Source organism: Mesorhizobium sp. M1406 (genome assembly GCF_040317555.1).
Classification (GTDB): Bacteria; Pseudomonadota; Alphaproteobacteria; order Rhizobiales; family Rhizobiaceae; genus Mesorhizobium.
Genome location: NZ_JAMYKW010000014.1, coordinates 84,455 through 98,756, shown reverse-complemented (window position 1 = coordinate 98,756; position 14,302 = coordinate 84,455). Strand labels below are relative to the sequence as shown.

The following is a 14,302-nucleotide window of genomic DNA, read 5'->3' as shown; positions in this document are numbered from 1 at the left end:
CAACCGCCATAAAGAGGCACGCGCCCATGCTCATCATATCGCGTTTCAGGGCGCCGATTGCAGCTATGTAGAGAGCGGGACTAAGCTTTGCAGTGCGATTTTCACTGCGATCCCTGGTAGCATTTAACCTGTATCTTGTTCGCGAATTCAGAGATGGTCCGTTGCTTGTAGTCCTCACCGTTGAACAGCGGCATTGCATAGGCGAGAATCACGATCTCCTTGCCGATGCTCTTGACGGGGTTTTCATCATCAAGTTTGTCGACAACGGACATCATTTGCGACATATCGGTCCCGCTCTGGCGCTTCATCATTATGCTGCGGGCAAGTTCGCCGATTGAGGTGCAGTTTTGTGTCAGGGTGGCAGCCTTCGGTGGAGATGCGCCCGCTTGCAGCGGATAGCCGTGTTCGGCCATGCAACTCCGCATCTGGTCGCCTGTTAGTTGGTTTGGGTTCGCACCCATACAGTTCGTCATCGCGCCCAAGCATGTGGACAAATCGGAACTAGAACGACAGATTGTCATGGAGATCAAGACAGCTTCGTCCCGATCTCGATCATGGGCGAGTAGACTTGGATCCGCGCTAGTCTCAATCTTCAGCGCCGATCCAATCGCGCTGCCGGCACCGGCAAGCTCGACTGTCGTGTCAGCAGAACCGCCGGTATCGAAAAAGAACCGAACTGCCAACGTTTTGCCGTCTAGCATGTTTTGCAGGACTCCCCGCGTGGGCGACGGACCTTCCCCATGCCAGAGGATTTCTCGTATCGATCTTCCTCCGTGAAGGATCTCAGGATCCTCAAGGCCTGGTACGGCTTTTTTTAGTGCAGACACTTCGACGTCGACAGCGTCGTTGTCATCGATTCGATAGGCCGCAACTCGTCCCACCGTCAAAATTCTGTCGAGCGAGCTCTGCGGTAGCGACAAGACCCATCGGACCTTGCTGTCTTTGTTTCGGAATATCGAAATTGAAAACCCTTGCGCATTTGTAACGGTTGCAGCTTGGGTAAGTTCAGCATTGGCCGGATCTCGGAATTCTGCGACAGACCAAGTGTCGGCATTGGCTGCGCTTATGCCAGCAGCACAGAAGAATACTGCAGCTACGGTAGTTGCAAAGAAACGCCCCGGTGACATTTTCCCCTCTCCCTTCCCCAAAAGAAGCATCGCGCCAGTTGAGCGCAAACGCAAGCCGGGCTCGCGGAAAGGGGGGTGCCTGTGTCATGGTCGGACTGCGGTGACCTTGCATATAAGCGCCGACTTATGCAATATCCGCCACGTTCTCCCAAGCGAGGCGCGCGGCAATGCTGGCACGGACAGACCCTCTTCCTCGCGATATCCCCTCCGGCATGGTCGTCGATCCTCGCGTGAAAGCGCTTTGCCAGGAATTCGACGTCAGGATCGTCGGCAAATCAGCCTACCCGCTTCCGGGAGAGACCCGAGCCGTCGCCACGATCCGGCGGATCATCGATCGCCACGGCGTCGAGCATGCGCGCCTCATCCTGGCTGAAGGGCGTGGCAACAACGCTCTGATAGACGAAACGTCGCTGGGGGCCATCTCTGACCTTCTGCGGGCCTGTCCCGACTTGGTCGAGCAACACACCGCGGCGCTGCTCGATATGTTCGATCTCATCCCGCTGGGGCCAATGATGGCGCTGGCGAATGAGCTCCGCGGCATCGTTCACCAGGGCCACGCGCTCGCGGGCATGATTTACATGCTGGCACGGCAGCGGCAGGGCGGCGCCCCACGCGTCGATCAGCGCATTCGAGCGAGCGAGGCCGCAAAGGGTCGATCGACTGGTGCCCGGCTATGCAAGGACCGCAAGTTGGCGATCGGGCACCAATTGCTCGAGGCCAAGGCGTCATTGCCGCGTGGTCATTTCGGGCCTTGGCTCGATCGGCAGGAAGGCCTGTCGCGGTCCATGGCTTCGCAGTGCATGGCACTGGCCATAGAGACGCGCCAGGACGCGCGGGGCGCATCGGCGGCGTAGGATGGCGGCCGGCGGAAACGCGCGCCGGCAGGCTTCCCTGTGGCGGCCTACGGTTTGATACTGGGGGAAGGTGGTTTCATCATCACGCGCAATTGCATCTGGTCGATAGTTGCGACGATGGCAGCCGCCAGCGCTTCCGCCTCATGGATCAGTTCCGGACCATAGAGGCCATTCACCTTCTCTTCGCTGGGCAGCACGCCGGGCGGACAGTGTTCCTCGATGGTGCGCCGGATCAGCATCAGCGCTGCGCGGCATTCGTTGGCTTCGGTCTTCATAACCAATGAAACATGCATTTAAGCTAAAATGTTCCGGAACCGATTGCCGGTCCTGCGGCTTGAATCGGCGTTTTGTGAGTCGTGTGCATGCGTTTGAAGTTCGTCGCGCCTTTGATGCCGAACTTGGTGGAGAAGCCTCCCGAAGGGGGACCCGCTCGCCAAGCGTGGCCAATGGCCTATCTCACAAGACGGAATGATGGCGCGCGCACGCCCGATGGTTCCACAACGTGTTGCTAATATGCAGCACCGATTGCATCTCCATCGCAGCGGCGCTTGGAATCGCTTCCAACGGCTGCCCGTTGACGGCAAGATAGCAACGCCAACGACGCGAGGCGACGAAGATGGACAAGCGACAAAACACAAAAAATATTGAGTTGTGCGGTCTTCTAGCCATTCCGTTGTCACTTCTCATTACGGTGTTGCTAGCTGGAATGATCCTTGGCTAGGCGGCCGGTGGGAGGGGAATAATGCACACACTGCCCGCCAATATCGATGCTGACGTGGTGCTGGCAATTGGGCGGATGCTCGACGACCATGCAAAACTCGCGTCGGTCTCGATCGCGGATTCGGTGGAGCAAATCCGGAAAGATCAGGCGAGCTCGCTTGCCGACTTTGAGATCGAGGAACTTGTGATCGAGATGGCTGCGTCTCGCGGCCTCGCTGTTCTGCTCGACCGAACGGCAAGATAAGGGCTCGGAACCGAAAGGCATCTGCGAGCTTACGCTTGATGAGCACGCGCGGCGTCAATTTCCTCGACAAATGGATGGCAGATCATCTGCCCGACGCCATGACCGACGATCCTGTCGCCATCAGCGATCTGGCCGACGATGTCATGAAAGCCGCCGACAGTGCGGGTATTGGCGTCAATGAGATCACCGAGGAAGTGGGCAGCGTGTTTGAGGTCATCCTCGATGCGATGCAACACCGCGACGGCAGCTTGGCAGACTGATCTTCACCACGATATAGGGACCAGATGGCAAAAGGCTGGACGTTCCAATCGCTGATCGACTCAAAGATGATCGTGTCGGCGCATTGCCACTATGCACCCTGCTATCATAGCCATGTGCTCGACCTGGTGAAACTGCGCGATCGGTTCGGCCCAGATGCGCCGGCAATGGCGGACGACCTGATCCCCGAAGCTAAAATGTAGCAGGTGCGGCGGGGTCGACGCCGGACTGATTTACACGCCGGACACCAGCCCGACCGGGTACGGCAAGGCCAAGGGCAGCTAACCGGCGATCGCCATCCCAAGGCCGACGCCGAGTCCGATAGCAACGCCCATGAACAGTTTCCCGGCAAGATCGAGCGCAATGGCGTGGAGTGGGCGCCATACGTCCAGGCGGGGCGCTCTGAGGGCTTGGGAAAGATCGTCAAAGATCGTGTCCATGGGTCGATTCTAGATCGGAACGCTGCGAATGTGAATCCCCCGTCCGGTCCGTCAAAGTCTAACGATCAGCAAAGCGCACTGGAAAGCACGTGCAGTAACAGTTGATTCAACCATCACTGGTAATTAGGGAGTGTGAGTAGCGGCTCCGACAGTGGGCGGGTGCTTGAGTGCCGGAGCCGCCAGCGCAGTCCGGTTGGGGTTTGACCGCGCCGTCCTATTCTGGGACAGCGCGGTCAACGATTCGTTAAAATGTTCCGGAACTAATTAAGCGCGTGCTAATTGAATCGCGGTTTCGCGAGTCAGTGCATGCGTTTGAGGTTCATCCCCCCGCTGATGCCGACCTTAGTGGACAAGCCTCCCGAAGGGGACGACTGGATTCACGAGGTCAAGTTCGACGGCATGGTATCGAAGCGGCGGGACAGCAAATACCGGAGCGGTCCGTCGACCAACTGGCTGAAGGCCAAATGCTATTCGATCGATGACTATGAGTTGCTCGGCGTCGAGCGTGAGGCGGGCAAGCCGGCCTTCGCTCTGATGGCCGAGCGCGGCACCGGGCGCTATGTCGGCAGCGCCTTCATCACCTTGAACCGGGAGATGCGTGAACGACTATGGAAGCGTGTTCAGGAGCACCCAGGGCCGGCACCAAAGGGCATGAAGCGACCAGCAACGCAATGGGTCAAGCCGGGGTTGATAGGCCGCGTGAAGCACTTGCGCGGCGAGGATGATTTGCGGCACGCTTCGCTGAAGGATTTCAGGGAAGAATCGTAAAGCCCGACTTGCCAGCAATCCCAAGATCAGGAATATAATCCTCCCGTTGCGGCGTCCCTTTAACGGAGATCGCCAATGGCCAGGACCAAACCATCCAAGCAGCTTTCACAGGATGAAATCGAGCGCTTTCTGGTGGCAGCGGAAGCGCTGCACAGAAGCATCGTGAAGCCGCTTCTATCGCCTATGAGTGAGCATTACCGCGCGCTGCAAAATACCCATGAGGCGCTGTTGAAGACGGTCAAAGATATCACCGGCAAGGATGCGCCGTTCATTCGATGGCACGGGACAGGGCCAGTGCAGCAGTGAACCTATTTGCTCTTAGCGCCATCCTTGGCGACTATCGAGAGCTTCGGCTTGTGGGCGTCCTGAATGATCCTGAGAGCCTCGTCTCTGGTGATGCCAACCTTGCGCGCATAGAAGTCGGCCTCTCGCGCCCGTTCGCGATCTAATGGGGTCTCAATCGCCTGCTTTGCTTTCTGCTTTGCCTTCTTTCCCATGAGGCGAATCATAGCACATTGAAGGCCCGTCTAAAACGCGAGCCGCCCGCCTTGTGGAAGGGCGGCCGATACAAGTCCCGTACCTATCCCCTACGGCTGGGTAATCCTTTTGGCGCAATTGCGTGAACGCTGACGTGCCCTTAAATTCCGGGTGTCCCCGTGAAAGAGTGACCAGTGCGGCGGGTGATGCCCCTCTAGCCCCGCCGCACTGGTCATGCTCCCTACGGCTGGGTAGCGCCTATATCTCAATCCACGCGAAAGATCCCGAGCGTCATAACTATGAACCACGCCCAGCTCTTCAATGCGGCGCGCACGTCTTCAGGCTTTGCGCCTTTCTGGTTGTCGTAGTCGTCCATCGTCGAAACCCCGGTTCATCGATTTGTCTTGGTACCAAAATCGATGAATGGTGGGCAACCCTTGAGTTTGTACCGGCCTGCCAGGACAGTACGCCGTCACCGCCATCACGAACTCGACCTTGGTGAAGCTCCGCGATCGGTTCGGCCCAGAGGCGCAGGCAATGGCGGACGACTTTATCCCCGAAGCTAAAATGTAGCAGGTGCGGCGGGGTCGACGCCGGACTCGCATACCGCAGATCCCGCCCAAAAGGCTAGATCGGCCCGCCGCTGCCGTGAATGGGGCGGCGGGCTTCCCCTTTGAAAGACGTCACCATGTCCCAATCCGTCGAACCACCGATATTGCCAGAGCATAGCCCAGATCGTCAGGTGAACTGTGAAGTGGCATTAGAAGCCGCATTTGCGGCCCTGGTGACTACGTCAGAAGCGCAAGGTTGGACGCCACAGAAAACGGCTGCAACTCTTCTTAAAATCGCGACGGAGCATGCCCACCGGCTTGAGGCGGCTGCGACCGCAGAGTTGCTGACCAGTAAGGACAAGGCAAAGGCTGATGTGCTAGCGAAAAATGGCGACAAGGTGCGTATCGAGACGATCACGCGCTGAGACGATGGCCGGCGCCCTTTTTTGGGCGGGGGGGTGTTGGGGTAAGGACGCCGGCCAGGCGGAACAGGTCCGCCGCGTCGCGAATGTAGTGCGCAACAAATGCAAGGGGGCACGAACTGCGCTCTAATCGATCCGCCTGATACGGCCCTTGTCGAGGCGGAAGACCCCGCTTTGCCCGCCCTGCTTCTCAAAATCGGTCTGCAGGTCATCCCATATTCCCAAGAACGCGTCGCAATCGGCGCAAACGATATGGGTTTCCGGTTGGGCGTCGTCCGGAATTCTCAGCCTGATTGTCAGGCAGTGCAGTAAGGGCATTCGAGACGATGGTTGAGATATTGCTGGCTCATGGAACATGGAGATTGCATCCGAGGTTGTCCTTGCGCAAGCCGTCGCCCCGAAGGAACTAGACGATTTGCGCAGCCTCACGCCAGCGCCGCCGCCGTTATCGGGGATGAACTCGACGCCGGCCACCAGCGGTCCGCCGCGTGCCCCCACGCGACGGACCTCTGATGGGAGCGGCTATATCCTGAAGGAATCGACCGCTTGTAGTTATATTTGTGAACTGCGTGATAGCCTATGGTGTGATCACGGAAGTGGCGTCGCCGCCGCCTACATCTCGTTGTTTTCGATGATGCCGGCTTCGCCGTCGGGTAACTGAGTGGTGGGCGTTGGCGACTTCCGCAGCCTAGCGCCAGTGCCTTCGCCATTCGTGATGTCGACATTGTGCGCGGCATAGGCAGCCACGATCTTCGCCTTGGTAGTTTCGGTCGCAACTCCGGTGCTCTCGAACCTATGCACGGTCGTAAAGGCGATGCCTGCGGCGCTTGCGAGATCGCGCACTGACCATTTCAGGATCGCTCGCGCGGCGCGGTTTGCTTCCGGCGTCAAAGGCGCTTCATGCATACAGGTGTTCCTATTCCAGTAGACAATGCGAACATCTGTATGTTTTACATACGGTTGTAACTGAACGCAACATCTACTGGAGTTTTTCCATGCCGAACACCTCTGTTCGGGCAGCCGCCGAAGCTATGCCCGCTGCCAACCTGAACCGCCGCCTGGCCCTGCTGGGCGGGCTGACTGCCGCCGCCGCATTTGCTGCAACGCCAAGGGCGAATGCCGGCGCAAACAAGGGCCATGCTGATCCTCTTGCCGATGCGATCACCGAATACCGCGCCGGAGCGGCGCAATTTGCCGCGATCCCAAGCGAGTTGATTGACATCGGCAATGAGGAGGACTTCGTGCAGGCAACCTATGGACCAGCGTTCGATAGGCTGTGGGATGATTGTCCGCCGGCAACCAGTCTTCGCGGCGTGGCAGAGGCGATCCGCTTTACGATCGAGTCACGGTGCATTGCCTGCTCGAGCTCGGAGAACACGCTGGTGGCGGCGCTGGCCTTCCTTGAACAGGAGCACGGACTATGACCGAACCGGGAGACGCCAAGCTGCTGCGCCGCGCGGCCGAGTTCAACGCTGCTGACGACCGGCGGCGAAAGGCTACCGCAAGGACTGCGGAAATCGAGGAGGCGATCGACGTCTCAGATCCCGCATTCGCAAGGCAGAAAAGAAGGAGGCCTCCGCGGTGTCCCGCGCGTTCGATCGGGACATGAAAACCCGCGCCACAAGTCTGGAGGGTCTGCTCGCGAAGGTGAAGGTACGGCGCCGTTGGAACACAGATGACGAGGCGAGCGAGGTCGAAATCCTCAAAAGCCTTGTTGCCGATATCAGGGCCATGTGGGGGGTGCGGTCATGAACGCCCACACGCCTGTCCTGAAGCCCCTTGGCGTGGCTGGCATGGACCCGCGCACATGGCGCCAGTCGGTCGAGAAGCGCCTGAATGACCTTCTGGACCGCGCCATGTCGCTGATCACCGCGCTCGACGTGATGGAAGCCGACTTCGACCTCGAAGACACAGCTGACGACAAGCCGTCGCTTGGCTGCATAGACGATCTCGAACTAGGATAAACGCGGACGATGAGCAAGGCGGCGACGCCGAACCTTGCCCGGACATCTACGGCGAAACCGGATGGCCCGCTGCCGATGGTAGCGGGCTTTTGCTTGCGACTAGGAACGAGTCGGCCAGCGTCGGCGTTATTTGCCATCGAAACGATGGAGGTAACCGTGAGGAAGCTGATATTCGCATCCGTGCTCGCGTTTGCCACAACTGCCGCCGTCACTTCACCGACACAGGCGCAATTTCTCTTCTCGCCCTTCGGAGGCTATTACGGCGGTTTTGGTAGCTTCGGGCGCCCCTTGTATCGCCCTTACTACTACGACGATCCTTATTATGCCGTGCCATATCGCCCGTTCTACCGATACCATCACCGGCACTATTATCGGTATTACCACCGGCACTACCACCACAGACATCACCGCCACCATAGGCACCACTACCGCTACTGAAATACGCGACGTTGCGCATTTGGCCCGCTGCCTCACGGTGGCGGGCTATCTGCTGGATATCGGAGCGGGAGGTTGCTGTTACCAATGCCGAGATACTGGCCGAGGAACAACCGACAGTCGAAGGTAGCCTGGAGGCGTTCCCGGTGTCCGTCGTAGTTGATGACTTCAAACCCAAATACGCATTGAGTGTCGTTCAAATCGCCCACACCCGAAAGATAGCTCTCAAGCGTGTCCAAGCGAGCACGGTCGGCAAAATGAACTCGCAGTGTCTGTGAACCTTCGGCCGGAATGACACTATCGCCCTCCTCGAGGTCGAGACGCAGGTTGCCGCTGAAGGCGGACTTAATCGTCCCTGCAAAATGGAATTCGCCACTTACCCTGCCTATCGACGCCGGCCGATTTCCTTCATTCTCGGCAAGGAGGCGCATGTACTCCTTCGTCGATGCCATTGGCCGTATTGTTACGTAAGACGTTGCGAATCCGAACCAGTCGCGATGAGCGTAGACGGCCACTCCCCCGCCAACAATGACGCCCAAACCGCCAATAGCCGCCACCATGGCGCCGAAGTATTGCTTGGCGTAGTCCAGTAGCTTCGCCGGCTTCTGCAGCCTGGCCATTCGGTCCCCCTCTCATGTCGCGTCCATGTCGCACGGATGGCGGATACTCGCAGGAAACCCTTGGAAATCAACGGTAGTCGCTTGCAACATGCTGCGACATGAAATCAGCCGCCCGATGCGATCGATTGCATCTAAGCCGCTGATCAACTTGAAGAAAAATTGGTAGCGGGAGAGGGACTTGAACCCCCGACCCCAGGATTATGATTCCCGTGCTCTAACCAACTGAGCTACCCCGCCAGGGCGGCGAAAGGCCCGAAATCCGCCTCAAATCGAAAGGCATGTCGGGGGCGTTCGCCAAGGTCGCGCGGATATAAGGTTGGGAGGGTGAGCCTGTCAAGCTTCGAAGCAACCAGCTTGCCGGCTTATCGTCATTATCGAAAAGCTTTGTCGCCCGGAGATTTGGTTGCCGCCGCCGGGGTTGAGTTCGCGGTGGCACGTCGCTATGTCTCGGCCACGAGTTTAAGAGTTTGAAACAGATGAAGCCGCGCATTGCAGTCCTCGGTTGCGGATACTGGGGCAGCAACCATATCCGCACCCTCAAGGCGCTCGGCGCGCTGCACGCGGTCTCCGACACCAACCGGGCCCGTGCCGAAGGCTTTGCCAGCGAGCAAGATTGCCTGGCGATCGAGCCGGACCAGCTGTTCGTCCGTGACGATATCGACGCTATCGTCATGGCACTGCCGGCGCAATTCCATGCCGACCTTGCCGTGCGTGCCGTCGAGAGCGGCAAGGACGTGCTGGTGGAAAAGCCGATCGCTCTGACGGTACCGGACGCCGAGCGTGCGGTGCAGGCGGCCAAGGACAATGGCCGCGTCTTCATGGTCGGCCATGTCCTGCGATTCCATCCCGCTTTCGAGACGCTGAAAGGGCTGATCGACAAGGGCGAGCTCGGCGAAGTCCGCTACATTCACTCGCACCGGCTCGGGCTCGGCAAGTTCCACACCGAGAACGACGCGCTGTGGGACCTGGCGCCGCACGATTTGTCGATGATCCTGGCGATCACCGGCACCGAGCCGATCGAGGTGCGCGGCGAGGGCGCAGCGCTCCTCGACAATCTCAGCGACTTCGCGCATCTGCACATGCGCTTTCCCAACGGCCTGCGCAGCCATCTCTTCACCTCGCGGCTCAATCCCTATCGCGAGCGGCGGCTGACCGTGGTCGGCACCAAGGCGATGGCGGTGTTCGACGATGTCGAGCCATGGGAACGCAAGCTTGCCGTCTACCGCCACGCGGTGTGGCAGGACAGCGGCCAATGGGCCTTCACCACCAATGAGCCGTCCTATGTCGGGGTTGCCCAAGGCATGCCGCTGACGCGCGAGCTGGAGCATTTCATCCACTGCATCGAGACGCGTGCCGAGCCGCGCACCAGCGGCGAGGAAGCGATCAGGGTGCTGCGCATCCTGACCGCCGGCACGGTCACCCACACCAAGTCCTGAGACCGTTTGGAAATTCTACTCCGGCGGCCATCTGGTGGCATTTTCTGCGCTTCCCCGTTCTACTGCGTCGACGCAGTAGAACTGTGCTCACGGACCCAAATGTCCGCTCCGTGCCGGTTCTCGAAAACACCACTATATGACTCGCCAGAGCGAATTTCGAAACGGTCTCCGAGAGGACGGAGCCCCTATTCCGCGGGAATCTGCGCCGGCCTGGCGGCCAGCCGGGTCAGCATGGCTTCGGCCTCGGCGCCACGCTCCGAACGCTCGATAAAACCGCCGCCGAACACGCGGGCCTCGTTGACGTCGTCGGAGTAGAGCACGCAGGCCTGGCCCGGCGCGATGCCGGACTCGCCGTCGACCAGTTCCACCCATGTGGCGCCGGCACGATGATGCAGCACGGCCGGGCGCGGCGGCCGCGTCGAGCGGACCTTGGCGAACAGCTCCAGGCCGCCGATGGGGACGTCTGTGAGCGGTCCGTCGCCCAGCCAGTTCATGTTGCGCAGATAGATCTTGTGCGTCTCCAGCGCCTCGCGCGGGCCGACCACGACGCGGGCGCGGTCGGCATCGAGGTGGACGACGTAAAGCGGCTCGCCGGAAGCGATGCCGATGCCGCGGCGCTGGCCGATCGTGTAGCGCAGGATGCCTTCATGGCGGCCGAGCACGCGGCCGTCGATATGGACGATGTCGCCTGGATTGGCGGCGGTCGGCTTCAGCTTGGCGATGATGTCGGAATACTTGCCCTGCGGCACGAAGCAGATGTCCTGGCTGTCCTGCTTGGCGGCAACGGTCAGCCCCATCTCCTCGGCAATGGCGCGAACCTGCGGCTTCGACAGGCCGCCGAGGGGAAAGCGCAGATAATCGATCTGCGCCTGCGTGGTGGCGAACAGGAAATAGCTCTGGTCGCGGTCGGCATCGACCGGCCGGTAGAGCGCGCGGTGGGCGCCGTTGGCGCCGGAGCGGATGTAGTGGCCGGTGGCCAGCGCGTCGGCGCCAAGCTCCTTGGCGGTGGCCAAAAGGTCGGCGAACTTCACCGTCTGATTGCAGGAAACGCACGGGATCGGCGTCTCGCCGGCGACATAGCTTTCGGCAAAGGGATCGATGACCGCCTTGCGGAAGCGCTCCTCGTAGTCGAGCACATAATGGGGGATGCCGAGCGTCTCGGAGACGCGGCGGGCATCGTCGATGTCCTGCCCGGCGCAGCATGAGCCGGCCCGGTGCGTCGCCGCGCCATGGTCGTAGAGCTGCAAGGTGACGCCGACGACATCATAGCCTTCGCGCTTCAGCAGGCCAGCGACGACCGATGAATCGACACCGCCCGACATGGCGACGACGATGCGGTTGGTTTCGGGACGTCCGGGAAGATCGAGACTGTTCATGATGCTTTCGTTCTACGCGGCGTCTCAATGCCAATGTCGAGAATATAGGTCAAGCTTTACCGGCGCGCCAGCGGGCAGGGCGATTCACGGGGGGGCGGTCGATCCGCGTGAGGGGATGCATTTTCCCCGGCGAACCGGGGTCTGTTCCCCGGCAGACCAGGGTTTGCGGGCAGATGGTTCAAATGCCGGTGAAAAGACTAACGCGGCGTTCATGATCCTTACCTAGTCATTAGGGTCTGCTTAGGCAATTTTTAAAGCTGTGGCGGTAACGTGGCGGGGATTGGGTCTTTGAGTTTTTTGTAGAGAGTACGATGACCGATCTGGTTAGACCGAGAGTCAAGTATGTTATTGGGCCTGACGGCAGTCCTCTTACGATTGCCGATCTGCCGCCGACGAATACACGTCGCTGGGTTATCCGGCGTAAGGCGGAAGTGGTTGCGGCAGTGCGCGGCGGGCTTTTGAGCCTGGACGAGGCATGCCAACGCTACAAGCTCACCACCGAGGAATTCCTGTCCTGGCAGGCGTCGATCGACGAATATGGCCTTGCCGGGCTGCGCACGACGCGCATCCAGCAATACCGGCACTAGCAATATTCGCTTCAGGAACGGCGATCGTGAGTTAAGGGGCGGCGCAACCGCTGCTCTTCGCTCGCCTACCCCATCGCGATCCGCGCTACATGGACATGCTCGCCGACCCTCGGAGGGCGAGACATGATCGCGCACCTCTTCTTAAAAATCGCGAGATGAATGCCGCACCCAGCGATCGGGAATCTATTTCACAAACGAGCCAAGAAAACTGTCGACCAAATCCTCTTTCGTCTCCAAAAAGTGACTTTCGATGGTGAGGTCCATCTCTTTTTGAGCGATAATAGCGTCGATCTGTGCGGTTGGGAGGGGACTGGCGAATCGGCAACTCAGCGCGTGCTGTGTTCTTTGGACCAGATAGCAGCTTACCAGTTCGGATTTATCATCACCAAATTGCAGGTAAAAGTAATCCGGACTGCCGGAAAAGCTGCCGACATACAGCGCCGCTCCACCTTCGGACAGGTCCAGCATGCGAAAATTGTTGCTCTGTACTTCGCGCAGGCCATGTGATGGAAAGATGAGGCGAACAAGGAAATTGACGTTCCTTCGAACCCATCTGCGCTTTTCCTCGACGCCGCCAGAATGTTCCACGAGTTTTGTTCCAATATCTAAGAATCCAAGTATTCCTCGGCTCTTACTTCGGTAGCTTGGGTTAGAAACCTTAAGGACCGATAAGCGGTTCTGCTCGAATTGGTTCTTCCCGTATGACTTCGCGAGCGCGTATCCGCTTCTTCAACATCGCCGATCTCGCTTCACGGTCGAGCGAGACGATCGCGCTGCGGGTGTCTATCTGGTGGTTTGCGCGCTGCGCAAAGGCCGGCTGCGCAATGGCGAGCTTGCCCGCAAGCTCGAAGGCATCACGCCGAAGATGCTGACGCAGACGCTGCGCGTTCTCGATCGTGACGGACTGGTGCTGCGCGAGATCTTCCCGGGGATCCCGCCGCGCGTCGAATATGAATTGACGGATCTCGGCCAGAGCCTGGCGGGGCTGCTTACCCAGATGCTGCTTACCCAGATACGGTCATGGGCGGAACAGCATGCACCGGACATCAAGATGCCAGGGCGCGGGCGGCTGCCGAATATGAAGGCGATTTGGCCGCCTAGGTGGCTTCCAGTTCTCTTGGCGACCTTGCCGCCAAGGCTGGCCGAGGTCATGCGCCCGCCGGGTTGGCAAGCGCCGGAGTCGCGTGCGGGCCGGACTTCAGCCGATCATGGCGCTGCGGCCGCCGACTTCGGCTTCGCGGATCTTGGTGTCACGCGATTCCAGCATTTCCGCCTTGGAAAGCTCCGCTTCAGCTTCGCCGAGTAATGATTCGGCAGTGCTTCGCTGCTGAGCGAGGTCACTTTGCGAATTTCTGAGGTTGTCGCGGCGCAAACGCGCCGCCTTGGCGAAGGTCGGATAGGCGAAATGGTTGATGTCGGTGATGCCGGCCTTCTTTTCTTCAGCGGTGATCTGAAGCTCCAGCTCGACGGCCATGCGTTCGAACTCGGCGATCATCATGTCGAGCTGCAGCAGCTGCCGCCGCTTCTCATTCACCTGAAACTGTTTCAGCCGAACGAGGTTTTCACGTGACTTCATGATTCGGTACTCCCGGAAACGCACACCCGCACTTATCGTCCAAACCACCTGGAAGGGCCCAGGCCGCACCCGTGTCCACCGCCTTTCCCCGAACTATGGGAAACAAAACCCTAAAGTTTTTTGCCGGCGGTAACCATTCGTTTACGGGCATTGTTAATCATACGGGTCAGGACTTAAGGCCGGGTAAAAATTCCGGCCGCCGATGCGGAAGCGATGTCGATGAGTCCCTGGAGTCACTTAGTCCAGATTGTTGATGTGTTGCATTAGGATTTGGTTCTGAGATTCGTTATTAGATTCAAGAGGGTGTAGAAAGAGGTTAAAAAATCTGGTACCGTCATGGACGGGAAATTAGGTTTTGTTAACCATTTAATGGCAGCCTCTGCACAAGGCAACCACTGCTCCGGGTCCGGACGGGTCGTGAAATGGTCCGGCAGCAGAAAAGGGGAA

The 14,302-nt window shown here is 59.3% G+C and carries 22 protein-coding genes and 1 tRNA gene; 13 read left to right on the top strand and 10 right to left on the bottom strand.

Going from position 1 to position 14,302, the window contains the following annotated elements; genetic code table 11:
* Positions 1 to 101: 101 nt before the first annotated feature.
* Positions 102 to 1,127: a hypothetical protein gene (locus NKH03_RS14855; protein WP_352968929.1), complete on the bottom strand. Its 1,026-nt coding sequence runs from the start codon at positions 1,125 to 1,127 to the stop codon at positions 102 to 104.
* A gap of 212 nt (positions 1,128 to 1,339) precedes the next feature.
* Between NKH03_RS14855 and NKH03_RS14850 the strand changes: the two genes are divergently transcribed.
* Entirely contained in the window at positions 1,340 to 1,981 is a 642-nt protein-coding gene (locus NKH03_RS14850) for a DUF3102 domain-containing protein (RefSeq protein WP_352968928.1), read from the top strand.
* A gap of 47 nt (positions 1,982 to 2,028) precedes the next feature.
* Here the strand turns inward: NKH03_RS14850 and NKH03_RS14845 are convergent, their stop codons facing one another.
* A complete protein-coding gene (locus NKH03_RS14845; protein ID WP_352968927.1) occupies positions 2,029 to 2,256 on the bottom strand; it encodes a hypothetical protein in 228 nt (75 codons plus the stop codon).
* Positions 2,257 to 2,723: 467 nt separating this feature from the next.
* Here NKH03_RS14845 and NKH03_RS14840 point away from each other — a divergent pair, with 467 nt between their 5' ends.
* From NKH03_RS14840 to NKH03_RS14830, 3 genes are read left to right on the top strand one after another with little or no spacing between them, the layout of a single operon-like run.
* Positions 2,724 to 2,945 (top strand): hypothetical protein, encoded by a 222-nt coding sequence (locus NKH03_RS14840; protein WP_352968926.1) that lies wholly within the window; start codon positions 2,724 to 2,726, stop codon positions 2,943 to 2,945.
* A gap of 38 nt (positions 2,946 to 2,983) precedes the next feature.
* Entirely contained in the window at positions 2,984 to 3,205 is a 222-nt protein-coding gene (locus NKH03_RS14835; RefSeq protein ID WP_352968925.1) for a DUF768 domain-containing protein, read from the top strand.
* Between the two features lie 24 nt (positions 3,206 to 3,229).
* The gene (locus NKH03_RS14830; RefSeq protein ID WP_352968923.1) at positions 3,230 to 3,406 is read left to right on the top strand and encodes a hypothetical protein; all 177 of its coding nucleotides are present in this window, start codon (positions 3,230 to 3,232) and stop codon (positions 3,404 to 3,406) included.
* Positions 3,407 to 3,484: 78 nt separating this feature from the next.
* Here NKH03_RS14830 and NKH03_RS14825 read toward each other — a convergent pair whose 3' ends face one another.
* Complete coding sequence (locus NKH03_RS14825; RefSeq protein ID WP_352968922.1) at positions 3,485 to 3,643, bottom strand: hypothetical protein; 159 nt, start codon at positions 3,641 to 3,643, stop codon at positions 3,485 to 3,487.
* 306 nt (positions 3,644 to 3,949) lie between these two features.
* Between NKH03_RS14825 and NKH03_RS14820 the strand changes: the two genes are divergently transcribed.
* Positions 3,950 to 4,411 carry a hypothetical protein gene (locus tag NKH03_RS14820; protein ID WP_352968921.1) on the top strand — a complete coding sequence of 154 codons (462 nt, stop codon included), beginning with the start codon at positions 3,950 to 3,952 and terminating at the stop codon, positions 4,409 to 4,411.
* A gap of 75 nt (positions 4,412 to 4,486) precedes the next feature.
* A complete protein-coding gene (locus NKH03_RS14815; protein WP_352968920.1) occupies positions 4,487 to 4,717 on the top strand; it encodes a hypothetical protein in 231 nt (76 codons plus the stop codon).
* A 2-nt stretch (positions 4,718 to 4,719) separates the two neighbouring features.
* Here the strand turns inward: NKH03_RS14815 and NKH03_RS14810 are convergent, their stop codons facing one another.
* Complete coding sequence (locus tag NKH03_RS14810; RefSeq protein WP_352968919.1) at positions 4,720 to 4,908, bottom strand: hypothetical protein; 189 nt, start codon at positions 4,906 to 4,908, stop codon at positions 4,720 to 4,722.
* 653 nt (positions 4,909 to 5,561) lie between these two features.
* Between NKH03_RS14810 and NKH03_RS14805 the strand changes: the two genes are divergently transcribed.
* Positions 5,562 to 5,864 carry a hypothetical protein gene (locus NKH03_RS14805; protein WP_352968918.1) on the top strand — a complete coding sequence of 101 codons (303 nt, stop codon included), beginning with the start codon at positions 5,562 to 5,564 and terminating at the stop codon, positions 5,862 to 5,864.
* Between the two features lie 609 nt (positions 5,865 to 6,473).
* Here NKH03_RS14805 and NKH03_RS14800 read toward each other — a convergent pair.
* The gene (locus tag NKH03_RS14800) at positions 6,474 to 6,767 is read right to left on the bottom strand and encodes a helix-turn-helix domain-containing protein (RefSeq protein WP_352968917.1); all 294 of its coding nucleotides are present in this window, start codon (positions 6,765 to 6,767) and stop codon (positions 6,474 to 6,476) included.
* An 89-nt stretch (positions 6,768 to 6,856) separates the two neighbouring features.
* Here NKH03_RS14800 and NKH03_RS14795 point away from each other — a divergent pair, with 89 nt between their 5' ends.
* The 3 genes from NKH03_RS14795 (at position 6,857) to NKH03_RS14785 (ending at position 8,263) form a co-directional block, all read left to right on the top strand.
* Positions 6,857 to 7,285: a hypothetical protein gene (locus NKH03_RS14795; RefSeq protein ID WP_352968916.1), complete on the top strand. Its 429-nt coding sequence runs from the start codon at positions 6,857 to 6,859 to the stop codon at positions 7,283 to 7,285.
* A 324-nt stretch (positions 7,286 to 7,609) separates the two neighbouring features.
* Positions 7,610 to 7,825, top strand: a complete 216-nt coding sequence (locus NKH03_RS14790) for a hypothetical protein (RefSeq protein WP_352968915.1) — start codon at positions 7,610 to 7,612, stop codon at positions 7,823 to 7,825.
* 9 nt (positions 7,826 to 7,834) lie between these two features.
* The gene (locus tag NKH03_RS14785) at positions 7,835 to 8,263 is read left to right on the top strand and encodes a hypothetical protein (RefSeq protein WP_352968914.1); all 429 of its coding nucleotides are present in this window, start codon (positions 7,835 to 7,837) and stop codon (positions 8,261 to 8,263) included.
* A gap of 32 nt (positions 8,264 to 8,295) precedes the next feature.
* On the opposite strand, the gene NKH03_RS14780 is transcribed toward NKH03_RS14785, so the two are convergent.
* Together NKH03_RS14780 and NKH03_RS14775 are read right to left on the bottom strand one after the other, a co-directional pair.
* A complete protein-coding gene (locus NKH03_RS14780; protein ID WP_352968913.1) occupies positions 8,296 to 8,880 on the bottom strand; it encodes a hypothetical protein in 585 nt (194 codons plus the stop codon).
* Between the two features lie 160 nt (positions 8,881 to 9,040).
* Positions 9,041 to 9,117, bottom strand: a tRNA-Met gene (locus NKH03_RS14775).
* A gap of 239 nt (positions 9,118 to 9,356) precedes the next feature.
* Between NKH03_RS14775 and NKH03_RS14770 the strand changes: the two genes are divergently transcribed.
* Entirely contained in the window at positions 9,357 to 10,316 is a 960-nt protein-coding gene (locus NKH03_RS14770; RefSeq protein ID WP_352968912.1) for a Gfo/Idh/MocA family protein, read from the top strand.
* A 185-nt stretch (positions 10,317 to 10,501) separates the two neighbouring features.
* Here the strand turns inward: NKH03_RS14770 and mnmA are convergent, their stop codons facing one another.
* Entirely contained in the window at positions 10,502 to 11,692 is a 1,191-nt protein-coding gene (gene mnmA, locus NKH03_RS14765; protein WP_352968911.1) for a tRNA 2-thiouridine(34) synthase MnmA, read from the bottom strand.
* A 311-nt stretch (positions 11,693 to 12,003) separates the two neighbouring features.
* On the opposite strand from mnmA, the gene sciP reads away from it, so the two are divergent.
* Positions 12,004 to 12,279: a CtrA inhibitor SciP gene (sciP, locus tag NKH03_RS14760; RefSeq protein ID WP_013529904.1), complete on the top strand. Its 276-nt coding sequence runs from the start codon at positions 12,004 to 12,006 to the stop codon at positions 12,277 to 12,279.
* Between the two features lie 183 nt (positions 12,280 to 12,462).
* On the opposite strand, the gene NKH03_RS14755 is transcribed toward sciP, so the two are convergent.
* Positions 12,463 to 12,867, bottom strand: a complete 405-nt coding sequence (locus NKH03_RS14755; protein WP_352968910.1) for a hypothetical protein — start codon at positions 12,865 to 12,867, stop codon at positions 12,463 to 12,465.
* Between the two features lie 202 nt (positions 12,868 to 13,069).
* Here NKH03_RS14755 and NKH03_RS35020 point away from each other — a divergent pair, with 202 nt between their 5' ends.
* Positions 13,070 to 13,585, top strand: a complete 516-nt coding sequence (locus NKH03_RS35020; RefSeq protein WP_502913518.1) for a winged helix-turn-helix transcriptional regulator — start codon at positions 13,070 to 13,072, stop codon at positions 13,583 to 13,585.
* Here NKH03_RS35020 and NKH03_RS14745 read toward each other — a convergent pair.
* A complete protein-coding gene (locus NKH03_RS14745; RefSeq protein WP_056595903.1) occupies positions 13,478 to 13,855 on the bottom strand; it encodes a hypothetical protein in 378 nt (125 codons plus the stop codon). The two genes, NKH03_RS35020 and NKH03_RS14745, sit on opposite strands and share 108 nt — an antisense overlap.
* Between the last annotated feature and the right edge of the window lie 447 nt (positions 13,856 to 14,302).

Bases quoted from the DNA above. Each gene is read 5' to 3' on its own strand.
- NKH03_RS14840 (WP_352968926.1), top strand. From the start codon at position 2,724: ATGCACACACTGCCCGCCAATATCGATGCTGACGTGGTGCTGGCAATT.
- NKH03_RS14850 (WP_352968928.1), top strand. From the start codon at position 1,340: ATGGTCGTCGATCCTCGCGTGAAAGCGCTTTGCCAGGAATTCGACGTC.
- NKH03_RS14770 (WP_352968912.1), top strand. From the start codon at position 9,357: ATGAAGCCGCGCATTGCAGTCCTCGGTTGCGGATACTGGGGCAGCAAC.
- NKH03_RS14795 (WP_352968916.1), top strand. From the start codon at position 6,857: ATGCCGAACACCTCTGTTCGGGCAGCCGCCGAAGCTATGCCCGCTGCC.
- NKH03_RS14820 (WP_352968921.1), top strand. From the start codon at position 3,950: ATGCGTTTGAGGTTCATCCCCCCGCTGATGCCGACCTTAGTGGACAAG.
- NKH03_RS14800 (WP_352968917.1), bottom strand. From the start codon at position 6,767: ATGCATGAAGCGCCTTTGACGCCGGAAGCAAACCGCGCCGCGCGAGCG.
- NKH03_RS14780 (WP_352968913.1), bottom strand. From the start codon at position 8,880: ATGGCCAGGCTGCAGAAGCCGGCGAAGCTACTGGACTACGCCAAGCAA.
- NKH03_RS14825 (WP_352968922.1), bottom strand. From the start codon at position 3,643: ATGGACACGATCTTTGACGATCTTTCCCAAGCCCTCAGAGCGCCCCGC.
- NKH03_RS14745 (WP_056595903.1), bottom strand. From the start codon at position 13,855: ATGAAGTCACGTGAAAACCTCGTTCGGCTGAAACAGTTTCAGGTGAAT.
- NKH03_RS14815 (WP_352968920.1), top strand. From the start codon at position 4,487: ATGGCCAGGACCAAACCATCCAAGCAGCTTTCACAGGATGAAATCGAG.
- mnmA (WP_352968911.1), bottom strand. From the start codon at position 11,692: ATGAACAGTCTCGATCTTCCCGGACGTCCCGAAACCAACCGCATCGTC.
- NKH03_RS14845 (WP_352968927.1), bottom strand. From the start codon at position 2,256: ATGAAGACCGAAGCCAACGAATGCCGCGCAGCGCTGATGCTGATCCGG.
- NKH03_RS14785 (WP_352968914.1), top strand. From the start codon at position 7,835: ATGAGCAAGGCGGCGACGCCGAACCTTGCCCGGACATCTACGGCGAAA.
- NKH03_RS14835 (WP_352968925.1), top strand. From the start codon at position 2,984: ATGAGCACGCGCGGCGTCAATTTCCTCGACAAATGGATGGCAGATCAT.
- NKH03_RS14790 (WP_352968915.1), top strand. From the start codon at position 7,610: ATGAACGCCCACACGCCTGTCCTGAAGCCCCTTGGCGTGGCTGGCATG.
- NKH03_RS14855 (WP_352968929.1), bottom strand. From the start codon at position 1,127: ATGTCACCGGGGCGTTTCTTTGCAACTACCGTAGCTGCAGTATTCTTC.
- NKH03_RS14810 (WP_352968919.1), bottom strand. From the start codon at position 4,908: ATGGGAAAGAAGGCAAAGCAGAAAGCAAAGCAGGCGATTGAGACCCCA.
- NKH03_RS14830 (WP_352968923.1), top strand. From the start codon at position 3,230: ATGGCAAAAGGCTGGACGTTCCAATCGCTGATCGACTCAAAGATGATC.
- sciP (WP_013529904.1), top strand. From the start codon at position 12,004: ATGACCGATCTGGTTAGACCGAGAGTCAAGTATGTTATTGGGCCTGAC.